Origin of the sequence: Halobacillus sp. A1-3, assembly GCF_050971765.1 — a bacterium.
GTDB classification, from domain to species: Bacteria; Bacillota; Bacilli; order Bacillales; family Halobacillaceae; genus Halobacillus; species Halobacillus mangrovi_B.
On the sequence record NZ_JBPCEO010000011.1, the window covers coordinates 105489 to 128121 of the forward strand.

At 40.8% G+C, this 22633-nt stretch carries 21 protein-coding genes; 4 read left to right on the top strand and 17 right to left on the bottom strand.

Going from position 1 to position 22633, the window contains the following annotated elements:
* Nucleotides 1–18: 18 nt before the first annotated feature.
* From ACRYKC_RS17990 to ACRYKC_RS18005, 4 genes are all read right to left on the bottom strand, one after another.
* Complete coding sequence (locus tag ACRYKC_RS17990; protein ID WP_433808873.1) at nt 19–2184, bottom strand: type IA DNA topoisomerase; 2166 nt, start codon at nt 2182–2184, stop codon at nt 19–21.
* Nucleotides 2185–2385: 201 nt separating this feature from the next.
* Entirely contained in the window at nt 2386–3015 is a 630-nt protein-coding gene (locus ACRYKC_RS17995; RefSeq protein WP_433808875.1) for a 2OG-Fe(II) oxygenase, read from the bottom strand.
* Between the two features lie 213 nt (nt 3016–3228).
* Entirely contained in the window at nt 3229–4413 is a 1185-nt protein-coding gene (locus ACRYKC_RS18000) for an alanyl-tRNA editing protein (RefSeq protein ID WP_433808877.1), read from the bottom strand.
* Between the two features lie 196 nt (nt 4414–4609).
* Nucleotides 4610–5221, bottom strand: coding sequence for a metallophosphoesterase family protein (locus ACRYKC_RS18005; RefSeq protein WP_433808879.1), 612 nt, complete (start codon nt 5219–5221; stop codon nt 4610–4612).
* 326 nt (nt 5222–5547) lie between these two features.
* On the opposite strand from ACRYKC_RS18005, the gene ACRYKC_RS18010 reads away from it, so the two are divergent.
* From ACRYKC_RS18010 to ACRYKC_RS18025, 4 genes are all read left to right on the top strand, one after another.
* Nucleotides 5548–6912 (top strand): hypothetical protein, encoded by a 1365-nt coding sequence (locus tag ACRYKC_RS18010; RefSeq protein WP_433808881.1) that lies wholly within the window; start codon nt 5548–5550, stop codon nt 6910–6912.
* A gap of 451 nt (nt 6913–7363) precedes the next feature.
* Nucleotides 7364–8182, top strand: a complete 819-nt coding sequence (locus ACRYKC_RS18015) for a pyruvate, water dikinase regulatory protein (RefSeq protein WP_433808883.1) — start codon at nt 7364–7366, stop codon at nt 8180–8182.
* Entirely contained in the window at nt 8182–10857 is a 2676-nt protein-coding gene (gene ppdK / locus ACRYKC_RS18020) for a pyruvate, phosphate dikinase (RefSeq protein WP_433808885.1), read from the top strand. Before ACRYKC_RS18015 ends, ppdK begins: the two co-directional genes overlap by 1 nt.
* A gap of 360 nt (nt 10858–11217) precedes the next feature.
* Nucleotides 11218–12189 (top strand): C40 family peptidase, encoded by a 972-nt coding sequence (locus ACRYKC_RS18025; protein ID WP_433808887.1) that lies wholly within the window; start codon nt 11218–11220, stop codon nt 12187–12189.
* Nucleotides 12190–12296: 107 nt separating this feature from the next.
* On the opposite strand, the gene ACRYKC_RS18030 is transcribed toward ACRYKC_RS18025, so the two are convergent.
* The 13 genes from ACRYKC_RS18030 to ACRYKC_RS18090 form a co-directional block, all read right to left on the bottom strand.
* Nucleotides 12297–13157 carry a DUF421 domain-containing protein gene (locus tag ACRYKC_RS18030; protein ID WP_433808889.1) on the bottom strand — a complete coding sequence of 287 codons (861 nt, stop codon included), beginning with the start codon at nt 13155–13157 and terminating at the stop codon, nt 12297–12299.
* 18 nt (nt 13158–13175) lie between these two features.
* Nucleotides 13176–13382 carry a DUF1657 domain-containing protein gene (locus ACRYKC_RS18035; protein ID WP_433808891.1) on the bottom strand — a complete coding sequence of 69 codons (207 nt, stop codon included), beginning with the start codon at nt 13380–13382 and terminating at the stop codon, nt 13176–13178.
* Between the two features lie 12 nt (nt 13383–13394).
* Nucleotides 13395–13745, bottom strand: a complete 351-nt coding sequence (spoVAE, locus tag ACRYKC_RS18040; protein WP_433808893.1) for a stage V sporulation protein AE — start codon at nt 13743–13745, stop codon at nt 13395–13397.
* Complete coding sequence (gene spoVAD / locus ACRYKC_RS18045) at nt 13742–14746, bottom strand: stage V sporulation protein AD (RefSeq protein ID WP_433808895.1); 1005 nt, start codon at nt 14744–14746, stop codon at nt 13742–13744. The genes spoVAE and spoVAD overlap by 4 nt, the downstream gene beginning before the upstream one ends.
* Nucleotides 14746–15225 (bottom strand): stage V sporulation protein AC, encoded by a 480-nt coding sequence (spoVAC, locus tag ACRYKC_RS18050; protein ID WP_433808897.1) that lies wholly within the window; start codon nt 15223–15225, stop codon nt 14746–14748. The genes spoVAD and spoVAC overlap by 1 nt, the downstream gene beginning before the upstream one ends.
* A 13-nt stretch (nt 15226–15238) precedes the next feature.
* A complete protein-coding gene (locus tag ACRYKC_RS18055) occupies nt 15239–15694 on the bottom strand; it encodes a hypothetical protein (RefSeq protein WP_433808901.1) in 456 nt (151 codons plus the stop codon).
* Nucleotides 15695–15771: 77 nt separating this feature from the next.
* Complete coding sequence (locus ACRYKC_RS18060; RefSeq protein ID WP_433808903.1) at nt 15772–15978, bottom strand: DUF1657 domain-containing protein; 207 nt, start codon at nt 15976–15978, stop codon at nt 15772–15774.
* 261 nt (nt 15979–16239) lie between these two features.
* A complete protein-coding gene (gene betA, locus ACRYKC_RS18065; RefSeq protein WP_433808905.1) occupies nt 16240–17919 on the bottom strand; it encodes a choline dehydrogenase in 1680 nt (559 codons plus the stop codon).
* A gap of 139 nt (nt 17920–18058) precedes the next feature.
* Nucleotides 18059–19537, bottom strand: coding sequence for a betaine-aldehyde dehydrogenase (gene betB, locus ACRYKC_RS18070; protein WP_433808907.1), 1479 nt, complete (start codon nt 19535–19537; stop codon nt 18059–18061).
* A gap of 333 nt (nt 19538–19870) precedes the next feature.
* Complete coding sequence (locus ACRYKC_RS18075; RefSeq protein WP_433808909.1) at nt 19871–20995, bottom strand: MBL fold metallo-hydrolase; 1125 nt, start codon at nt 20993–20995, stop codon at nt 19871–19873.
* A 655-nt stretch (nt 20996–21650) separates the two neighbouring features.
* On the bottom strand, nt 21651–21800 hold the full coding sequence (locus tag ACRYKC_RS18080; protein ID WP_433808911.1) for a hypothetical protein: 150 nt from the start codon (nt 21798–21800) through the stop codon (nt 21651–21653).
* Nucleotides 21801–21949: 149 nt separating this feature from the next.
* Nucleotides 21950–22465 carry a pyridoxamine 5'-phosphate oxidase family protein gene (locus ACRYKC_RS18085; protein WP_433808913.1) on the bottom strand — a complete coding sequence of 172 codons (516 nt, stop codon included), beginning with the start codon at nt 22463–22465 and terminating at the stop codon, nt 21950–21952.
* Nucleotides 22429–22608: a hypothetical protein gene (locus tag ACRYKC_RS18090; RefSeq protein WP_433808915.1), complete on the bottom strand. Its 180-nt coding sequence runs from the start codon at nt 22606–22608 to the stop codon at nt 22429–22431. Before ACRYKC_RS18090 ends, ACRYKC_RS18085 begins: the two co-directional genes overlap by 37 nt.
* Nucleotides 22609–22633: the final 25 nt, after the last annotated feature.

Sequence of the window (22633 nt, forward strand, 5' to 3'; positions counted from 1 at the left end):
TAATAGCATCAAATGGATTCAATTAGAACCTTTAGTAGTATGCTGCTGTTTTTCTGTAGTATTAAAATCAAATTTAATCTTATAATCTTGATCGAGCATTAACGCTGTACTAAACGTTTTCTTTCCTTTAAACCCTTTTAATACCTTCGTACGCTTCTTCTCGCATAACGTTTTAATCATATTCTTTGTCAATGTTTTTCCAGCTAACCGCTTCGGAAAAGTTACCTTACATCCTTCTTTATAATTCGAGCACCCATAAAACTTGTACCGATCCATGATCACTCCTGTCGAACAGGCCGGACATTTGGCAATCGGATCATTCCAGCTTTTCTTCTCTCCCTTACTGCGAACTTGAACTTTTTGAATGGATTCGGGCATTTCCAGGATCAGCTTATCAATAAACTGGCGGGTCTGCTTGATAAACATCTGCTTAGATCCTTCACCACTGCCTATTTTCCTTAAATATGCTTCCCATTTTGCCGTCATGGATGGGCTCGATAAAAGCGTACCTTCAATAGCTTCACACAGCATTATGCCTTTGTCTGTAATCGATACAATATTTTTCTTTACTTCTATATAATTTTGAGCTTTAATGGTTTCAATAATACTTGAACGGGTGGCTTCCGTTCCAAGTCCTTCAACTTCTTTCAGGATCTCCACATCTTCCTCATCATCCACCAGTTTCCCACACGTTTTCATCATGTTGATGAGCTGACCTTCCGTGTACGGCTTCGGCGGCTGTGTCATGCTTTCTTTAATATGAAGCTTTGCACCAACCTCTTCCTCATTTTGGACTTCTGGCAGTAAGGCTTCTTTGTCCTGCTTAGCTTTAGAAGACTTTGGAAACAACTCTTTCCAGCCTCGATCTACCTCTCGTTTCCCCGTAGACTTAAACGGTAAATCCTTGACATGGGTATAAATCGTCGTTTCTTCATACTCGTAGTCCCGATGAAACATGGCAAGCGCCGTAGCGAGCACTTCTCTATAAATATTTTGTTCATCCCGGCCCAGCCCATTTAATTTCTTCTCACTTGGAACTGATTTTGTCGGTATGATCGCATAGTGTTCCTGGACTTTACTACTATCCACATATCGCTTTTTTGGTTTTAAGGATACAGGTGAAAAAGAAACGTTCATCGCTTCCTGGTACTTGTTTAGGTTCTTCACTAAGTAGGCAAACTCATTTTCTGTTATAAAATTACAGTCTGTTCTGGGATAAGAAACCAGCCGCTTTTCATAGAGTTTTTGCATTGTCTTTAAGACTTGAGAAGGCGTGTACTTCCAACGTCGGTTCGCTACACTCTGCAGGGTAGACAACGAATGAAGCTTCGGTGACTTCATGTACTTCTTCTTTTTATCTATCTTTTGAACAAGCCCCGTTAAGGGTTCGTTTTGCTTCAGTCCATGTTTATCCATTAACGCTTGTACTTTCGCTTTGTCTTTCTCTTTAATCTTCGCAAGTCCCTTATAGGCACCCTTTTCCGCTTGGAACTGTCCTTCAATCTGATAAAAGGGCTCTGAGACGAAGTTTTTAATTTCTTTGTGACGCTGGTAGATTAAATACACAGTAGGTGACTGCACCCGTCCAATTGACAAGTGATTGTTGAACCCTTTTTTCTGCAAATGCAGCGTAAACAAACGGCTCGCATTAATTCCTACCATCCAATCACTGATTTGACGTGCTTTCGCTTCATCGAACATGCGGAGATCCTTATCGTTATTCTGTAAGCTCTTAAATCCTTTACGCACTTCATCTTTCTCGAGAGAATTGATCCATAACCGTTGAATAGGTTTTCCTTTTACACCAGTTAAACGGAGGATGCTGTAAAAGATATTTGAGCCTTCACGATCGACATCGGCCGCATTCACGATAACGTCAGCTTGCTGGAACAGCTTCTTTACCGCCTGAAACTGCTCCCACTTCCCTTTAGAAACTTTCTCGTGGAAACGATCCGGAACAATAGGCAATTGATCAAGCTTCCAGCGCTTCCACTCCGGTTTATAGTCATGTGGTTCTTTTAATTCAACTAGATGGCCAACGCCCCATGTAAGGGTCGCACCATCAGGGAAGGTTTCATCTGGCTTTAATTGAATATATGTTTTCGTTTTTTCCTGAATCGTAAAAGCCTCTGCATATGCTTTTGCCTGAGAGGGTTTTTCGGCTAAGATGACCACTCTTGTCATGGTCTCTCCACTCCCTTCAATAGACCCCAAGATTACTATGAGATAGAAAGGAAAGCAAGAGGTATAGGGAGAACTAGATTAGGATTCTTCTCTACCCATTAGAAAAACACCTCCACCTGTCATCCGCAGGATAACAATGAAGGTGTTTCATGATATAATTTATTTCTCTATTTCTAACCGAGGAGCTTTTCATATTCAACCTTATCTGTACTGTTTCCTCCGCACCCACATTGTCGCTGCCCACTTTTCTCCAGCAATAACAGGGGAACCTCCATGAAGGGTTCGTTCATTGACCATAGGATCGGAATAAAAATATTCAAAGTACACGCCCATCCCTTTATGAGGAGAAACTGATAAGTTCATATGAGGAAAATAGGTTTCCCCTCCCTCTTCTACATCATTTAAGTAAAGCACCAGCGTACTGATCCTTGGGTTGTTTATCGCATTGACTTTTGATTTAAAGTAATCGTAATGGGCCTTATATTCTTGACCTTGTTTATAATTCAGGATGTGAAGTCCTTCTCCATGCTCAACGGGTACATTCATAATTTGCGCAAGTCGCTTTTCAATCCTCGTCGTAATGTCATCCTCAGGCAGGAACGTACTGCTGCTCGTACGGATGTCGTTCACTTCATGCCGTGATCCGATTTTTGACCGGTTCAACCGATCTTTGGAAAGACGAATCAACTCCTCACATTCTGCCTCACTTACGACGTTACCTAATATAGCAATCTTAGGATCTTCCATTTTAGCGATAATCGCGATCTCACGGTCTTCGGTAATAATCTTACTTCCCGTGTGGTCGAAAATTGAAGCTTCTTTCACTTGCATGGTCACTTTTTCATCAACCTCTTCTAAATTTTATAAAACGCTTTCAAAAACAACACCCTAGTTTTATAGGTTATGATAGAATCATACCACCTTATTACAATTTATTCTTTAATTTTCATAAAAATACCAGAATTGTTCACAAATAGAGTTTTTCAGTTTTAGTATATAATGAGCCTACCTCTATCCAAGGCAGGCTCTTCACGATATCTATAACTATAACTGCTCTATTACTTTATCTACAAAAGCAGCTCCATCGATTAACTTTTTGCCACCCCCCTGAACAAAGTTAGGTTTGCCTCCTCCTTTTCCTTCGATCAGTGGCATCGTTTGTTTAGCAACCTCATTCATATTTCGGTCCACATCCGCTCCGCGGGCAAGCACAAACTGCAGTTGATCCTCCTGTTCGCTGACTAGGATGAGATAAGCATTGGGCGCATGTTCGATGATAGTTTTGCCCAGTGACTGAAGGATCTTGATTGGCCGACCCTTAAAGACGCGCTGAATCACTTTGTCCACTTCTGTGTTAGAAATGATCTCACGCGCTTCATACTGCAGTAATTCTTCTTCAAGCTCAGAAATCTTCTTATCTTTCTCCTTGCTTGCTTTAATCAAATGATCCACTTCTTCTACAAGCTGCTCTTCCGGCCTCGGGACAATCTGTTTCATTTCGGTCAGAATCTGGTGTTTCTCTCCGAGCTTATTTAGCACCCGATAACCGCACGCAAACTCCAGACGTACCTGTTTTTTACTTTTCGTCCAACCTAGAAACTTTACAGCCATGACTTCACCAGTGGACTCAGGGTGTGTGCCTCCGCATCCGTTGTAATCAATCTCTGGAATGATGACAAGACGAACATTACCTTCAACGGCAAGTGGTTTACGGAGCGTATACTCATTCGCTTCATCCACCGACAGCCACTTCGTTTCAACAGGATAATTGGCTTGGACGACTTGATTAACCCGCTCCTCAGCTTGTTGTAACACTTCTTCGGAGAGTTGGTCTGTATCCAAATCAATCGTTACTGTGTCTTTCCCTAAATGAAAGCTCGTCGTAGGAAGATCGAACAGGTCATCGAATACCGCTGAAATGATGTGTTGTCCACAATGCTGCTGCATATGATCGATGCGTCGCTCTTGATCAATCACACCGTGCACTTCAACAGCACCTTCTTGAAATTCTTTCTTTATATAATGGCGCACTTCGTCTTCGGCTTCTTCGACATCGAACACTTCAATTTCATTTAAAGTTCCGGTGTCATGAGGCTGCCCACCGCCCGTTGGATAAAAAGCGGTCTCTTCCAAAACAACGTAAGAACCACGTTCATCTTGATCTATTTTGATAACCTTAGAATAGAATTCCGTTCGATAAGGGTCTTCATAATACAGCTTTCTCGTCATCGTACGTTCCTCCTCTGTTTTCCTAAGGGTATCGTAACATGTTTCTTTTAGCGGATGGATACCACCTCTCTATGATAGTTATCTAATTATGAAAACTTCCATGATAGAGACATATCCCATTAATATTAACGTGTAATTTGCCTATAAAAAAAGATGACGAGCTAATGCTCGCCATCTTTTAGAAAGAACTCTGTAATTAAGAGACCGTGTAGACTTCATGGGAAGGCAGCTCTAGTAGCGTCAGCTTTCCGCCGAATACGGCTCCTGTATCAATATCCACCTGGTCTTTGTAATAGGCAATATCACGGACCGGTGTATGACCATGGATCACTGTTTTTCCTAATCCTATTCTTTCATTATGCCGAGTCCATAGCATCGTGTCTTCCTCCTGGGCTTCGAGAGGGGTATGGGGATGGAGTCCTGCATGGACAAAAATATAGTCATCCGTTTCATAATAGAGCCGAAGATTCTGTTCCATCCATTCACGGTGATTCTCCATCTCCTCCGATTCTCCTTCATAGGACTTTAGAGTAGTCGAGGCACCATTAATTTCCCAAAGTTCTAAAGCTCTTTGGTCAAACTTGGAACGAATAAACATATCATCATGGTTGCCTTTAATCGCAATGGCTCCATCCTGTTCCACGAGTTCGATGACCTTTGCTACAACGGCTCTTGATTGAGGTCCCCTGTCTATATAATCTCCAAGCAGGATTAACTGATCTTCTTTTGGATTGTACGACGCTTCTTTCAAAACATCTTCAAACTTTTGAATATCTCCATGTATATCTGAAACTACAAGGTAGCGCATTTGTAATTCCTCCTCATCCACTTGTAGTTAATTGACCCACTAGTACTCTATTTCTTTTTTGTTGGTACGTAAAACCTTTTTTGAAAGAACCAAGTGTATGAATGGGGCTCACATTTTATGGCTGCACACAACTTTTTCTTTTTATAGGGGCTAGCAAGACTATAGATCTAAATTATAAAAAAAGCTTTAGAGAGCAGGATTTGAGCTAATTTATGTTCCGTATGTTACTATGTTTGAGGTCAAAACTTTGAACCAGGATTGGAGCATCCATAATGGTACAACTCGCAAAAAGAGGCTATACCTTTTTTATAAGTTTATATGTCATTATGCATTTTATTGTTTCTTTTACAGGCGGAGAAGTGCTTTCAGCAACTCTTTCCTTACTTGGTCTTGCCGCCTTTTTAATAGGGTATTTTTTCTTACCTATAAAACAAGCTGCGATTTCACTTTTGCTTCTTGTAATCGCCTTAATTGTTCACCTTTCTGCAGGGACTTCCCTCATAGAAGGAACCGTATCTGGATTTACGGTGATGAGTGGCCTGATCGCACTCTTACTTATCGTCCCTACAATTAGCTGGGTATTAGAAGAGAAACCATATATTGAATCGGTCATCAACTTTGCGCAAAACCTTCTGAATACAAGCCGCAAGTTTTATTTTGGGATGATGGTGATCACACAAATTATTTCATACTTCCTTTTATTCGGTTCGATTCCGATGGTCTATGGAATGATTAACGACTTTTTAAGTGACCAAAAAGGAGAAGTATGGGAAAACTATAAAGGAACAGCGTTACTTCGCGCGTTCTCCTTAACAACGATGTGGGTCGTCAGCATTCCAAGCTTTATTTTCGCTGTTCAGGCACTTGACGCATCGTTAGGTTTATCAATCTTACAAGGATTTTTCATCTCTTTCGCCGGTATCCTAATATCCGTTCTTTTCTCACGTTATCAAGAAAGGCATTACGGAGTAGATTTAACGGCAGGCATCCAAGAGCAGCTTGCTAAGATCGCAGAACAAAAGAAACAGGATACGAAAGGAAATCGTGAAGCGCTCGAATTCGGCATTTTATTTGTGACGTTATTCGGTTCGATCTTTATTCTCAACGCGATTTGGGGCGACGTGCAGTTATTGCTCATTATCCCCATCGTGATCGTAGCGTGGGTCATCCTTTATTTTATCGTTCGTAAGAGAAGTAGTGCGATACCAGAGAAAGGAAAAATCTATTTAGAAAAAAGTATTCCAAACAAAGCCCAGCAGTTCTCGATTCTATTGGCCGCTGGATTTTTAATCAATGCAGTAAATCTATCGGGCTATGGTGAATATATTATTGATGGTCTCTTCTATGTGACTGACGCTGTACCGTTCTTAAACTTCTTATGGGTCCTTCCATTCGTTGTAATTATATTAGGATTTATCGGGCTTGGTCCATTGACGGTGATCGTACTCGTCTCAGGGATTTTACAAGGCGTGGAACTGCCTTATCCACCTGAGATCGTCGTTCTTGGAATTACATCAGGGAGCGTGATTTCGATCATGTTGTCTCCTCTGATCTTACCTTCGATCATTTTAAGTTCAGTGAACCGGCTCAGTATCATTAAGAACGGATTGTTATTTAACTATAAGTACGCAATTGCGTTTTATATCATGGTACAGATTTATCTTCAATTGTTTGTGGTTTTCTTCTTATAAAATTCCTAAAAGGTGGACCTGTTACAGGTTCACCTTTTTTTAATGAGATTTGATTGATAACAGGTGGCAATTGAGCGATTTTCGTATTGTTTTAATTGGTTCCTTAGGAAATGTGCTCGATTCATTGCGTTTTTCGATTGATATATTGCACAAAATCAGTTTGATGTTGAGATGTTAGTACCACCTAAAGACTCCCTCGAACAAAAATCGACGAAAGACCATGCTTATATCCAAAAAAACTATCTTTTTGTTGTAAGAAAACAAAGATAATGGTATTATACTATTCAGTAATTAGTATGACATAATTAAAAATAATTGATTAATAGTGTGTTACATTTATTCATCAGATCACATTATTAAAGAACAACAAGAGGTAAATGACTTTCTTATACTTATCGAGCTGTTCCATACGGCAGTTCTTGATGATTACTTAAAGATAAGGAGATTGATAGTGACTCAAAAAGAAACGGTCTATGTTGTGTCAGATTCAGTCGGAGAAACAGCTGAACTAATGGTAAAGGCTGTCGCAAGTCAATTTTTTGGTCAGGAAGTAGAAATCAAGCATTTTTCCTACGTAGAGGACCAACAGGATATTAATAACGTCATAACTGTGTCGAAGTATAGTCATTCCATCATTGCCTACACCATCGTCCTTCAAGATTTAAAGCAATATCTTGATCACAGAGCTGAAGAAGAAGGAATTATCGCTGTCGATTTAATGTATCCCCTGATGGATGCGTTCACTCAAAAATTTGATATGCAGCCTAATCGCCAACCGGGACAAATGAGAAAGTTGGATGAGAATTATTTCAAAAGAGTGGAAGCCATTGAGTTTGCTGTGAAGTATGATGACGGACAGGAAGTACGGGGATTAAAACAAGCAGACATTGTACTCATTGGAGTATCTAGAACATCGAAAACCCCTCTTTCTATGTATCTAGCAAATAAGCAGTTTAAGGTGGCCAATGTACCTCTTATCCCAGAGATTCCACCTCCTGAAGAACTTTTTAAAATTCCAAGAAAAAAATGCATTGGATTAATCATCTCACCTGATAAATTAAATGAAATTCGCAGAGAACGATTAAAAAGTCTAGGATTAACAAACTCAGCAAATTATGCCTCATTAGATCGAATCTTTGAAGAATTAACTTGTGCGGAAAACATTATGAAAAAAATCGGCTGTCCAATCATTGATGTCTCGAATAAGGCAATAGAAGAGACAGCCGACGTAATTTTAGCCATGTTTAATAAAAGGGGGAGCTTTGCTTAATGGATAACAAATTTGTATTCCTATTTGATCAATCCGGAAAAGGCAATAAGGAACTTCTTGGTGGAAAAGGCGCTAATTTAGCTGAAATGACCCGTATTGGTTTACCCGTTCCTTACGGTTTTACAATTACGACAGCTGCTTGTAATGCCTATTACAATGCAGGACAGGTCATCTCGCCAGAAGTCGAATCACAAGTATTGGAAGCACTCCAAGCACTTGAAGTGAAAACAGACAAACGATTAGGTGATCCAACTAACCCACTTCTTGTTTCTGTTCGGTCAGGCGCCGTACACTCCATGCCTGGTATGATGGATACAGTTTTGAACCTCGGAATGAATGATGAAACGGTAAAAGGAATGGCAGAGCTTACAAACAATCCTCGATTTGCTTATGATTCCTATCGCAGGTTTATTCAAATGTTCAGTAATGTCGTACTGGATGTAGGTAACTACTTTTTTGAACAACGATTAGAAGATATCCGTGAAGAAAAAGGGTACCACTCCGATACAGAACTAACTGCTGAAGATTGGAAACAGGTAATAGAAGAATTCAAAGCAATTGTTCTCAAACATAAGAAACGAATCTTTCCTCAAGATCCAAAAGAACAGCTTTTCCTTACCATTAATGCCGTGTTTGACTCTTGGAATAATCAGCGGGCTATTTTGTATCGCCGTCTTCACGATATTCCTGGCCACCTGGGAACAGCTGTCAATATTCAAAGCATGGTATTTGGAAATATGGGAGATGATTCTGGTACAGGAGTGGCTTTTACCCGCAACCCATCCACCGGCGAGTCCAAGCTTTATGGAGAATACTTGATTAATGCTCAAGGTGAGGACGTAGTTGCAGGAATCCGCACGCCTCAGCCGATTGCCAGCCTCAAGGAAGAAATGCCAGATGTCTATCAGCAGTTAGTTGATACTTGTCAGCTGTTAGAAAACCATTATAAAGATATGCAGGACATTGAATTTACTGTTGAAGGCGGGAAACTATTTATCCTCCAGACGCGGACAGGCAAACGAACTGCGCAAGCAGCCATTCGAATCGCTGTTGAAATGGTAAAAGAAAAGATTATGGATCAACGAGAAGCCCTTTTACGTGTGGATCCTGATCAGCTCAATCAGCTTCTCCACCACCGGATCGATCCTGAACACAAGAGAGAACAATTGGCCACAGGCTTACCCGCTTCCCCTGGAGCAGCCACAGGTCAAGTTGTCTTTGATGCAGATGAAGCAGAAGAATTATCCAAGGAAGGAAGAAAAGTCATTCTTGTCCGCCCTGAAACAACACCTGATGACATCCATGGAATCGTGGCTTCCCAAGCGACCGTTACGAGCCGCGGAGGTATGACCAGCCATGCCGCTGTTGTTGCTAGAGGTATGGGAAAAGCCTGTATATGCGGCTGTGACGCCATAAAGATTAATTTGGAGTCCAAACAATTTATCTCAGGCTCTACGATTGTGAACCAAGGGGATACCATTACGATTGATGGTTCAACTGGTGAGATATTCCTTGGAGAAATTCCAATGATCGAACCAGAGCTATCTTACGAATTCCAATTGCTACTTCGCTGGGCCGACGAAGAGACTAAATTGGGCGTACGTGCAAATGCTGATAATCCTAACGATGCTGCGAAAGCACTAGAATTTGGAGCAGGCGGCATTGGACTTTGCCGGACAGAGCATATGTTTATGGATGCCTCCCGTATCCCTACCGTTCAAAGTATGATTCTTTCAGAAACGACCGAGGAACGTAAGGAAGCTCTTGATCAACTCTTGCCTATGCAACAAGAGGATTTTGAGCAAATTTTTGAAACGATGCAAGGTCATCCAATTACCGTACGGTTATTAGACCCACCCCTCCATGAATTTTTGCCGGACAAAGAGGAATTACTCATTGATGTGACAAAGCTGCAACTGACAAATCCTGACTCCACCGAGTTACATGAAAAGCAAAACCTATTACGGAAAGTACGGTTATTAGAAGAATCTAATCCGATGTTAGGACATCGAGGCTGCCGCTTAGGAATGATCCACCCTGAAATCTATGAAATGCAAGTCATGGCCATTTTCAATGCGATGTCCAACGTCATGAAAAAAGGAATCCAAGTTAAATCCGAAATCATGATACCTTTGGTCAGTCATGTGAATGAACTAAAAGAGATGCGTCAACTTGTAAAGAATATCGGCAACCAGATGCAGGCTGAAACAGGACAAGAATTCGATTACCTTATCGGTACCATGATTGAAACGCCACGCGCAGCACTAACAGCCGATCAAATTGCCGATGAAGCTGACTTTTTCTCTTTTGGAACGAACGATTTAACTCAAACAACGTTCGGGTTTAGCCGAGACGATGCAGAAGGCAAGTTCCTGCAACATTATGTAGAAAACGATGTACTAAAAAGAAATCCATTTGTTTCGTTAGATCAAGAAGGGGTAGGGAAACTTGTAGAAAGTGGTGTGAAACTAGGAAGGGAAACAAAGCCTACGCTCAAAACAGGAATTTGTGGTGAGCATGGCGGAGAGAAAGAATCAATCCAATTCTGCTTTGATTTAGAAATGGATTATGTAAGCTGCTCCCCTTTCCGCGTACCTTCTGCACGGCTTGCAGCAGCTCAGGCTACCATTCGTCACGAGAAAAGTAGTCCTATAAAAGAGCCACAGTACAATTAATACTGCATAGAGGAAACACTATTCTTTTAGGTATTAGAATTAGTAAGAAGATATGGTAAGGAACTCTTAACGACTTCTAAGTTGTTGAGGGTTCCTTTTTTTGTTCACTAATTATTGATGGTCTATCTGACACCGAAAGGGAAATCCTTTCTGTTAATTCATAGGTGAAGGAAAAAAGTATACAGGTGTCAAGAGAATCTACACAAGGCAAAACTTACTCCCAACCCTCTAGGCATAAGAGAAAAAGATAGAAATTTGGCAGATTTGTTACACAACTGTAAAATCGTGTCGAATTATAATATGCTACGATATTTGTGGGAGAAAAAACTACCAACCAATACATAATTAGGAGGTATTCTTTTGAGGAAGAAATTTGTCAGTGTTGTTTTAGCAAATTTTATGGCTATGGTTCTATTTGTACCGCAAACTCTCGCATCATCAGCTTCGGGCGAGGATGTAATCGATTTTGCAAAAAATTATCTTGGAACTCCATACCAGTGGAGCGGAGAATCACCGGATGGTTTTGATTGTTCAGGATTTACATACTATGTAATGGAGAATTTTGGGGTTGATCTTTCAAGAGGTTCCTATGAGCAATATAAAGAAGGTACATACATATCAGCTTCGAATCTTCAAAAAGGAGACTTAGTGTTCTTCTCAGGTACATACAAAGATGGTATTTCCCATGTAGGGATCTATATCGGTGGTGGGGAAATGATTTCTTCTACCAAGAGCAGTGGAGTGGCCATTGATCCAGTTTTCTCAGGTTATTGGGGAGATAAATATACGGGGGCAAAAAGATTTTTAGATAACAGTTTCTTCAGCGATGTTTCAACTGATTTCTGGGCTTATGATGAGATTAAACATTTAAATGACGAAGGTATCATCAATGGGTTGCCTGACGGAAGCTTTGGACCAAATGACAATGTATCCAGAGCACAAGTTGCTAAAATGGCGATCGAGTCCTTGAACCTTACCCTTTCTTCGTCCGGCCAATTTGACGATGTTCCCTCATCTCACTGGGCATATGAATACATAAATGCAGCGGTTAAAGCTGGTTTGGTAAATGGTTATGGGAATGGTGAATTTAAACCTGATGAAGATATTACCAGAGCTGAAATCGCAGCCATTGTTACTAGAGCTTTCGAATTAAGCGGAAATAGCAGTTCTTATAGCTTTGAAGATATGAACTCTTCTCATTGGGCCTATGACGATGTGTACGCACTGGCTTCCAATTCCATTACTACAGGATACAATGACAACACATTCCGTCCTAACGAAGAAGCAACACGTGCTGAATTCAGCGCTTTCTTGTATCGTGCTTTAGATTAAAATTTTCACATAAATACTAATAACCCAAATAATAGGTGATTAAACCTCTCATTTGGGTTATTTTTTTGAAAAAAATGGGCATTCTATATCTTTTATTCAGATAAGGATTAATCTTTAAGATAAGGGGTTAACGTTTGTAAAGATTCCTCCAGCCTTTTCGCATTCTTGCCATAAATACTCTTGGCTGATTTGGAACCAGTAGCTAAAGCAAAAAGCTCAAAATCTGCTTGGCATTTTTTTATATTCGCCAGCAACATTGGCCTTTCCTGCGACTCTGGAACTTGGATTTTATCATCAAACAAGTCCACAGTAAGGTCTCCATAAGAATCAACCTGGGCGAGGAAGGCATTTTCCAAAGTAACGTTCTTTTTATCTAACTCCGTTTGTAACCACCCGCGATTTTTTCCGATACCTGTCAGCGCTTCATCCAGGATCTCCCCATCCATGATAACGGTCTGTGGCTCTTTTTCATTAATACTGTCTAACCCTAGATCTTTGCGAGTCACCGGGCGGAAATCCTTTTTTAGAAGAGCGCTTAAAGAACCAGTAGGCTCAAGCACGGCATACTCGACTTCAGAAAGATTAAAGATGTCCTTTGCTCTCAATAAATGAAGCAGCTCATCCGTAGAGTACTTTTCCTTTTTCAAATTGTCTTCAAGTATCTTCCCATCTTTAATGACGACTGTTCCTGATCCTTCTACGAAATCACGAACTTGTTTCCGGTACATCGATAAGATTTCAATAAGGAATATGAGTATCGAGAAGACAGCGATGCCGATAATTCCGTTCCAAACAGTCTTATCAAGATTAATGATAACTTCTGATGCGATACTACCAATCGTAATTCCTGATATATACTCAAAAAAGGATATTTCTGATAATTGTTTTTTTCCTAATAGTTTTGTCATTAAAAATAAGACGATTAAAAAAATGATTCCTCGTACGCCAACCTCCAACCAATCCGGCACCTTGATCACTCCCTCAGTTTAAAATCCTTTATACTGTTCTTCCTCTCGCTCCAATTCACCAATCCGTTTCATGAGGTCTTTTTTAATCTCTTCCATGACCATCATTTGTTCATGAAACACCCGTTTGGCCTCTTCATCCCCCGCACTCATAGAGAGGGTGGAAAGACCCGCTTCTATATTTTTCAAAGTAGCAAGACATTGCTTTACGTTAGCACTTACTGTCATAATCCCTGCTCCTTATCCCTTAGGTTTAAAGATGATCGCTGCGATTGTACCGAATATGATCGCTGCCGAGATCCCTGCACTGGTTACTTCGAACATTCCTGTAATAACGCCAACGATGCCATAAGCCTCAGCATCTTTCATTGCGCCGTGAACCAATGCATTTCCGAAACTTGTGATGGGAACAGTAGCTCCTGCTCCAGCAAAAGCAATTAGGGGCTCGTATAACCCAAAGCCATCTAATATTGCTCCTACTACGACTAATATACTTAACGTGTGAGCAGGAGTCAGTTTTAAAACATCAAACATGAGCTGGCCAATGACACATATGATGCCACCCATAACAAAAGCCCAAAAAAAGATCATCCTTTCTCACCTCCATATTCAATGGAAACCGCATGAGCGATACATGGGATTGTTTCACTTTGTTGATAAGTCAACGGGGACAATAGCGCACCAGTAGCTACTACAAGCATTCGTTTGATTTCCCCTTTTTTCATCCTGTTTAATAAGTGACCATACACAACAACAGCTGAACACCCAGAACCGCTTCCGCCCGCTAATACTGGCTGTCCTTCTCGGTATATCATTAGTCCGCAGTCCTGAAACTGGTCTTCTGTAACTTCTAAGTTATGTTTTTTAAACAAATCCAGAGCACACTCTCTGCCAATATGCCCAAGATCCCCTGTGACAATTAAGTCATAATACGACGAATCAATATCTCGTTCTCTTAAATGTGTTTCAATGGTATCTACAGCTGCCGGGGCCATGGCTCCTCCCATATTAAAAGGATCTGTCAAACCCATATCAACAACCTTGCCAATGGTAGCGGAGGTAACAATTGGTCCTTCACCCTCATCCTTTATTAAAGACACCCCTGCGCCGGTAACCGTCCATTGAGCTGTCGGTGGCTTTTGTGAGCCGTACTCGGTCGGATAACGAAACTGCTTTTCCACCGCTGCATTGTGACTCGAAGAACCGGTCATGACACAATTAGCCCCGCCATGATTAACTAAAAAAGCAGCTAAAGCAAGTCCTTCCATCGAAGTGGAACATGCACCGAACAAACCGAGATAAGCTGATCCAATAGTTTTCGCTGCAAAACTTGTCGGAGTAATCTGATTGATCAAATCGCCCCCAAGGAAAAACTGGATATGCTCTTTTGTAATTCCAGCTTTTTCAGCTGCTCTCATAGATGCTTCTTCTAATAACACCTTGTGAGCTTTTTCATACGAGTCTTCTTTTAGCCAAAGATCTTCATGAAGCACATCGAAATCCTCGGCTATTTTACCTTTAGCCTCAAAAGGTCCGCCCACTGTACCTGTAGAGACAATCACTGGATTATTTTGAAATAGCCACGTTCGCATTATAGTCCACCCCACTGGATAAGGATAGTCTTAATCAAAGCAATTACGAAGGCTGCAAAAACCCCAGACATAATAACCGACCCTGCCAACTTGAACATGTTTCCGCCAACACCGAGGATAAAACCTTCCGTACGATATTCGATACATGCAGAGATAACTGAGTTACCAAACCCGGTTACAGGTACGGCTGTTCCCGCTCCTGCAAATTGAGCAATACGGTCATAAAACCCAAACCCAGTTAATAGCATGGTCAAAAAAATCATCACGGCTACGGTTGGGTCTCCAGCTGTCTCTTCTGTAAAATTAAAATTATAAATGAAAAAGGTTTGAATGCATTGTCCAACTAAACAAATGAATCCTCCTACAAAAAATGCTTTTATACAATTGGTGAGTACAGGTCTTTTCACTTCACGCTCGTTCTGAAATTTTTGATATTCTTGCTGGACTGGGGTCAGATTCTTTTTCTGATTATCAGACATAGGATCACCTGCTTTATGGTTTTCTTTTGGACAATTTAATAATACGATCGATTTCCTTTGTCAGTTTTTTCTTACTGATCTCCCCTTTGGCTATCCGCTGTTTCAGCTCTTTTACTTCCAAATTAATTTTTTGATCTAAAGAAAGAGTCACTTTATGACCAGAAAATTGCTTTTTGGCTTCCTCTTTTAATTTCTTTTCAATGTCTTTAATTTGAAATCGATCATTATGCGGAATTTGCACAGCAATTAAAAGCTTTTTCTCATTGTTCACAGCTTTAATGTCCTTTAAGTGGTTTTTCCTTACCATAATTTTTTCGGCTTGGTTGGAAGGCGTTTGATTCATCGCTCCATCCGTACTTGAGAGGGGCAAAGCCTGAGAAGTTTTCTCCTCTTCTTTTGTCTCATTCTCAAACTGGCAGCCTGTAGCAAATACCAAAGTTAAAACCATTAATAGTAAGAGATTTTTCATATTCTTGTCACCACCTTTTTCAAGCGGATCATAATGGAAAAGGTTAGCCCTATTTCGCTAACCTCTCACAATCACCATTATTGTTGTTTGTATTGTGGTTCTTCCTGTTCTATTTGAGCGATACGTGCCTCTAAATTAGTGATTATGGTTTCAGTATCTTTTGCTGATTGCTCATATAATTGTTTGGCTTGCTGATTCTCTGTCCCAAGGGCAAATGTTTCAAAGCTTGCTTGGGCACTTTTTAGTCCAGCTAATGTTGTTTTCACATCATTAATAACGGTCATTTGACTCGCTCCTTATAAAAGTAGTTTAACGAAATATATTTTGGACTTTTATTGAGGAATTATGATTACCTAAATATCCCTTATTTTAAAAAGTTTAAACTAAGACAGTGATCTTTATTTCAGGGGTTGTATAGAGGTGTAATAAAGTGGGGAAATTAATATCTTGGAACGATTTTTAACAAAAAAAAGAGAAGGCACTCTCTCATAAATGTACGCTCTACCAGCAAATACATTTTGAAAGAGGCCTTCTCATAAAAAGCATTATTTTACTGTGCCTGCATCAGCGGGATGTTCTCCATGACGATAGTAATCAGCATCAATTGGATCTAGTGGTTTACGTCCAAGGATAAGGTCTGCTGCCTTTTCTGCTAACATCAATACAGGTGCATGGATGTTGCCGTTTGTTACGTAAGGCATAGCAGATGCATCAACTACTCTTAGGTTTTCAAGTCCGTGAACCTTCATGGTTTCTGGATCTACGACAGCCATAGGGTCTGATTCAGGCCCCATCTTAGCTGTACAAGACGGGTGAAGAGCCGTTTCTGCGTCTTCTCTTACCCAATCCAGTATCTCTTCCTCTGTCTGAACAGTAGGACCAGGTGAAATTTCTCCTGCATTGTACTTTTTCATAGATGGTTGAGACATAATTTCACGCGTGATTTTGATAGCTTCTACCCACTCACGTTTGTCTTGTTCGGTAGATAGATAGTTGTAAACCATGCTCGGATGCTCTTTCGGATCTTTCGACTTAATTTTCAATGATCCGCGTGCATCAGAGTACATCGGTCCGATGTGTACTTGGAACCCGTGATCCGTTGGTGCTTTTTGTCCATCATAACGTACGGCTACCGGAAGGAAGTGGAACATCAAGTTCGGGTAGTCGACGTCTTCGTTTGAACGGACAAAGCCTCCTCCTTCGAAGTGGTTCGTCGCTGCTGGACCTGTACGTCCGAGCATCCACTGCAGGCCGATCCATGGCATTCGACGCTTCTGCAGGTTAGGCTGTTCGGAAACAGGAATCGGGCATGCGTGTTGAACGTAAACTTCAAGGTGATCCTGAAGGTTTTCTCCGACACCTGGAAGATCAACAACCGGATCAATGCCAAGGGAGCGAAGGTGTTTAGCATCCCCTACTCCAGACAGTTGAAGCAGTTGTGGCGTGTTGATTGCCCCACCTGATAGAATGACTTCACCTGCTTCGACTTTGTGTGTCTTCCCGTTTCGGCGATACGTCAGTCCTTTCGCACGCGTACCTTCAAAATCGATGTTTGTAACGAAAGCACGAGTCTTCACCGTCAAGTTCTCACGTTTCATTGCCGGGTGTAGATAAGCACGTGAAGCTGACAATCGCTGGCCCTTATACACATGCTTGTCAAACGGTCCGAATCCTTCTTGACGGAAGCCGTTCACATCAGGGGTTTTGTTATAACCAGCCTCTACAGCTGAGTTAAAGAAGGCTTGGAATAGAGGATTTTTGGCTGGACCGCGTTCCAATTTGATTGGACCGTCATTACCACGAAGATCATCATCTGGTGATGCTAAGGCATTTTCCAGACGCTTAAAATACGGAAGGCAGTGCGCCCAATTCCAGCTTTCCATACCGTCGTCAGATCCCCAGCGCTCATAGTCTTTCGGGTTTCCTCGCTGATAAATCATACCGTTGATAGAGCTGGAACCTCCAAGTACCTTTCCACGTGCATGCGGGATACGACGTCCATTCATATATGGTTCAGGATCAGATTCATATTGCCAATCATAAAGGTTCTTCCCAGAAGGGAACGGTAATGCTGCCGGCATCTGGATCAATAGATCCCAAGAATAGTCACTGCGTCCTGCTTCTAAAACAAGAACACTCTTTTTTCCATCTGCACTTAGGCGGTCGCCAAGTACGGAACCTGCACTTCCGCCACCAACAATTACAATATCATATGCTTCTGTCATATCTGTTCCTCCTTGATGTTAAATTGGTTGGAAGGGATTCGGACAATAGGAAACCATTGCCCATGAACCCTTCTTTATTTATTGATTAATTAGGTTTATTTTTTTGATTTTGCATTTAGTTAAATACTAGATTTATAGTTTAAAACCAGTTTATCGGTTCAGGTTTAAGGTTTTGGAAAATATGCTTTGTTTCCGTATATTCTTCAATTCCCAGTTTGCCTAGTTCTCGTCCAATACCAGACTGTTTAAACCCACCCCACGGCGCATGTGGGAAATAAAGGTTGAATTCATTGATCCAAACTGTACCCATACGCATCTTCGCTGCACAGCGTTCAGCTTTTGCAATGTCATTTGTAAAGACTCCGCCAGCAAGTCCATAGATGGAGTCATTCGCAAGTTTTACAGCCTCTTCTTCTTCACGGAACTTCTCAACCGTGATTACCGGACCAAAACCTTCTTCTTGGACAACGCTCATGTCTGTTGTGCAATTTGTGAAAATCGTTGGCAAATAGAAGAATCCTTTTTGTAATTCCGGATCTTCCGGGCGTTTTCCGCCAACAGCTAATGTAGCCCCTTCTTCAATCCCTGCTTGCACATACTTTTCGACTTTCTCAAGGTGTTCAGCTGAAATGAGTGGACCCATTTGGGTATCTTCGTCAAATCCGCTTCCCAGCTTGAATTTTTTCACCCGCTCAACAAGCGCCTTAACGAAATCATCGTGGATACTTTCTTCTACAATCAGTCTTGTACCAGCGGAACAGATTTGTCCTGCGTGGAAGAAGACTCCATTTAATGCTTGATCGACAGCAAGATCAAAGTCAGCATCCGCAAAGATAACATTCGGGTTTTTACCGCCAAGCTCAAGAGCAAGCTTCTTCACATTCGCGCTAGCCGCTTGCATGATTTTCTTCCCTGTTGCAATACCGCCAGTGAAAGAAATCAGGTCTACATCCGTATTCGTAGACAGTTCGTTACCTACTGTAGCGCCTGCACCAAGAACAAGGTTGGCAACACCAGCAGGCACTCCCGCTTCTTCCATCAGTTCAAATACTTTTATGGTCGTAAGTGGTGTAATCTCACTTGGCTTCATAATTAACGTATTTCCAGTCGCAAGCGCTGGAGCTAGTTTCCAGGACGCTTGAAGCAAAGGATAATTCCAAGGTGTAATTTGTCCACAGACACCAACTGGTTCGTGAACCACTTTACTGATCGAGTTTGGTACTGGAGAATCGATCATCTCTCCGCCATCTTTATCAGCAATTTCGCCATAATAACGAAATACTCCAGCGATATCATCCATGTCTCCACGACTTTCTTCTACTGTCTTACCGGTATCCAATGATTCTAAGTAGGCAAGTTCTTCTTTGTCTCTTTCAATTAATTCGGCAATTTTCCTTACGACAGCCCCTCGCTCCGTTGCTGGGGTAGAAGCCCATTCTCCGTTATCAAATGCTTCTCTTGCCGCAGCAATTGCTGCTTTTGTATCCGATTCGTCACCTTCTGGAACGACCGCGATATTCTCCTGGTTAAATGGATTAATGATATTACGCGTTTTTTCCGATTTCGCGTCCACCCATTTACCATTAATGTATTGTTTAAGGTTTAAGTTCAAATTCATTTGATCAACTCCAATTCTGAAGTGAATTAAGTTTGTTAAGAATTTATTTAACGTTTTTAACACTAACATGTCTTTTTGAGGATGTCAAAGTCATTTCGAGCATAAAATACAAAACATTAAAATCGTGAAAACCCCATAGTATGCTAGTAATAGCTATATAAAATTAAGAAATACAATCACCATATGGAAGAATTTAAAACCTACTATACAAAAAACAGGGTTTGATTGAGGCAAGGTAAAAGAAAGCGTAAAGTAGTGAAGTTGGATTTTTGCTTCTCACCAAAAAGAAGATGGCGAGCAAATGCTCGCCATCTTCTTTTAAAACGGTTAATCTTAGACTGCACACCGATTTGGCCCTACTTCCATTTCTCTCTGTTCCTCTTCTTCCGGGTTATTCTTTCCCATGTTGATCTTTCTGATTTCCTCGTGACTGTTTGGCTGCGGGGGCAGATTATCTGCTACCATATGCTTGAACTTTTCTTCATCCTCCACTTGCAAGCGTTCATTCTTTTGATAAAGGTTTTCCAGCTTGTCCTGTACGGTGCCATTTTCATTGATTTCCTTCATTTCTCCAAAATGAGCTGGAAGGACAATTAAGTCTTTAGATAAGTCTTCAAAACGACCATATAAGGTCTGGTGAAGATCATCTACCCAATCATCCGCTTTGCCTGCAAGATCTGGTCGTCCCACGGACTCAATAAATAAAATGTCTCCCGTCATCAAATATTTGTTGTCTACAATAAAGCTTGTACTGCCAACCGTGTGCCCAGGAGAGTAGAAAGCAGAGATTTCTACAGAACTCCCAACGGTGATTGTCTCCCCGTCGTCTAGATTACTATAGTTGAAGGTCAAACCTTCATCATCCTTAGATGGAAAATAATAATCAGCTTCTGTTTGTTCTGCTAATGTTTTACCACCTGAAATATGATCTGCATGAAGGTGCGTATCTAACACATATTTAATGACTGCATTGTTTTCTTTAGCAAAGTTTTTATAGGTTTCTGTTATCCTCACCGGGTCGATAACAGCCGCTTCTCCATTTGACATGACCATGTAAGAAAGACAACCTTTCCCGATCCGGATAAATTGGTAGAGCTCTCCACCATTGGATAGATCGCCGACCTTCATCGGTTCAAGATGCTCACTCCAGGCTGTCATTCCTCCTTCAAGATAAGTGACATTCTGTACTCCAGCTTCTTCTAAAATCTCTACTCCTTTTTGAGAGGAAATTCCTTTTGCGCACACCACATAAATTGTCTGATTTTCAGGAAGTTGTTTTATTATATCTTCCGTTTCTTTTTCCAGTTGTTTAAATGGGACATTCATACTGTTAACGTTTTCCCCCTGGATCGACCAATCAATGTAGTCTTCTTCTTTGCGAATATCCAATAGGAATACTTCTTCATTTCCGAGAATTTTTTGAGCAAGTTCCTGCGAAGTAATCGGTTTTAATGCCATATTAATCCCTCCATAATAATTCCATATAATTACTGCTAAGATGTAAGCCAGCTACAATATTCGGAAACATATACATCGAGATCTTCTGTAAGTTTTCTTTACGTTTACTTACCTGTGCTTTTTGCCTATGCCATGACATGGCAGAATAACCTTTTCGATGACATCCATACTCTCTAGAGAATTAATTTCCAGTCACATAAAAACGGTACCCGGATACCGTATCTAAAAAACGTGAGAAAGCTTTGATTAAAAAGAAGCACTCTACTTCCAGGAATGACTCCCTGATGGTTTTACGGTTAAGATGACGCTGGATCTTGTACTTGAATAACACATTAAAAGTTATTCACAAAGGCAGTCTATCATTGATTGAGTGCTCCTCTTCTCAGTGTTAGACTATGAATATATTTTAATAGCCTAATAAAAAGGAGCACCAAAAATGGATCCACTTTTTATCTCTGTCACCATTATGGCCCTTAGTGTCGCTGGGTTATTTATCGCGTTTATGGTAATTCTTCTTATCAGGAATAAAAGAAAATAAATGCTTTTATTTATCATAAACATGAATAAGTGTTCATGTGTTCAACCGTTTTAAAGAAAAGGAGCAAATAAAATGCCCCTCAAAAGTATCCGTTACGATTGAGAGGCTTTTAGTAAACTATTTGTTATCATCCACGAATTTACCATGATCAGGAATAGCGATTTCATTGAAATTTCTGTTCAATTTCCTTAGATTTTCCTTGAGTTCATCCCCATTCATCGGTAGTCCATGACCTGTCACCGCCACCTCGGGTTCCAAATCTTCCAATTTGGATACTGAGTTTCAAGCTGTCTGCCAAGAAAGGAGATTCTCTTAATGGTTTACACGTTATATTCACAATACCTAGCAGTTAATTGCTCATTGAAATACACGGTAAATAAACCATCAGGGTTTGCTAAGAATTTACCCAACAAAAGTTATCTCGTGTCTTCATCAAAGTGAACAGTATCTTTTAAATCATTTCCTTCTTCCATTGAATTACTGCTGGCCATCTTTTTCACAAATTCCTTGACGGTTTTAACATTTATGCCGGCCTCCCAGTATTCAGCGATTTCGGGTGTCACTTTCACCAGTACGACATCCGGATTATCGGCAGAAGTGTTTAGCACTTTTTCGACAATCTTATTCCAATATTCTTTCTTCTTTTTTTCATCTTGGACGAATTCAGCAGTGCCGCTAATTGATACATAGGATTTACCTGCGTAGGCAAGGTTAACCGCAGGATTACGGTTGATCTCTTCATACTTTTCTGTATCTTTTTCTGTAATGAACCAGATCTCTTCCCTATCCATTTCTACTTCCTGCGTATGCATCGGCCGGGACATAAGCTTACCCTCCGGGGATATAGTGGTCAGCATTGCCACCTTTTCATCTTTAATCATGTCTTTAATTTTCTTCAGGGTCTTCTGATTTTCTGAGGTTTGGTTAGCCATTTGCGTTTACCTCCTTTTGATTCTCCTTTTTCAAAAGAATATAGCAGTCTAAAATCTATCATCTTTTCTTCTTCCTCTTCCCGGATAGACATTAAATTACACTTTTCACAACCTTTATCCATAAATAGAGTATTTTCATTCATCAACTCTGAGCACTTCTGTCCTTCA

What these genes read in the sequence shown, in the direction of transcription:
- ACRYKC_RS17990 (WP_433808873.1), bottom strand. Translation starts at nt 2,184, where the DNA reads ATGACAAGAGTGGTCATCTTAGCCGAAAAACCCTCTCAGGCAAAAGCA.
- ACRYKC_RS17995 (WP_433808875.1), bottom strand. Translation starts at nt 3,015, where the DNA reads ATGCAAGTGAAAGAAGCTTCAATTTTCGACCACACGGGAAGTAAGATT.
- ACRYKC_RS18000 (WP_433808877.1), bottom strand. Translation starts at nt 4,413, where the DNA reads ATGACGAGAAAGCTGTATTATGAAGACCCTTATCGAACGGAATTCTAT.
- ACRYKC_RS18005 (WP_433808879.1), bottom strand. Translation starts at nt 5,221, where the DNA reads ATGCGCTACCTTGTAGTTTCAGATATACATGGAGATATTCAAAAGTTT.
- ACRYKC_RS18010 (WP_433808881.1), top strand. Translation starts at nt 5,548, where the DNA reads ATGCATTTTATTGTTTCTTTTACAGGCGGAGAAGTGCTTTCAGCAACT.
- ppdK (WP_433808885.1), top strand. Translation starts at nt 8,182, where the DNA reads ATGGATAACAAATTTGTATTCCTATTTGATCAATCCGGAAAAGGCAAT.
- ACRYKC_RS18035 (WP_433808891.1), bottom strand. Translation starts at nt 13,382, where the DNA reads ATGACAGTAAGTGCTAACGTAAAGCAATGTCTTGCTACTTTGAAAAAT.
- spoVAE (WP_433808893.1), bottom strand. Translation starts at nt 13,745, where the DNA reads ATGATCTTTTTTTGGGCTTTTGTTATGGGTGGCATCATATGTGTCATT.
- spoVAD (WP_433808895.1), bottom strand. Translation starts at nt 14,746, where the DNA reads ATGCGAACGTGGCTATTTCAAAATAATCCAGTGATTGTCTCTACAGGT.
- spoVAC (WP_433808897.1), bottom strand. Translation starts at nt 15,225, where the DNA reads ATGTCTGATAATCAGAAAAAGAATCTGACCCCAGTCCAGCAAGAATAT.
- ACRYKC_RS18055 (WP_433808901.1), bottom strand. Translation starts at nt 15,694, where the DNA reads ATGAAAAATCTCTTACTATTAATGGTTTTAACTTTGGTATTTGCTACA.
- ACRYKC_RS18060 (WP_433808903.1), bottom strand. Translation starts at nt 15,978, where the DNA reads ATGACCGTTATTAATGATGTGAAAACAACATTAGCTGGACTAAAAAGT.
- betA (WP_433808905.1), bottom strand. Translation starts at nt 17,919, where the DNA reads ATGACAGAAGCATATGATATTGTAATTGTTGGTGGCGGAAGTGCAGGT.
- betB (WP_433808907.1), bottom strand. Translation starts at nt 19,537, where the DNA reads ATGAATTTGAACTTAAACCTTAAACAATACATTAATGGTAAATGGGTG.
- ACRYKC_RS18075 (WP_433808909.1), bottom strand. Translation starts at nt 20,995, where the DNA reads ATGGCATTAAAACCGATTACTTCGCAGGAACTTGCTCAAAAAATTCTC.
- ACRYKC_RS18085 (WP_433808913.1), bottom strand. Translation starts at nt 22,465, where the DNA reads ATGGCTAACCAAACCTCAGAAAATCAGAAGACCCTGAAGAAAATTAAA.
- ACRYKC_RS18090 (WP_433808915.1), bottom strand. Translation starts at nt 22,608, where the DNA reads ATGAATGAAAATACTCTATTTATGGATAAAGGTTGTGAAAAGTGTAAT.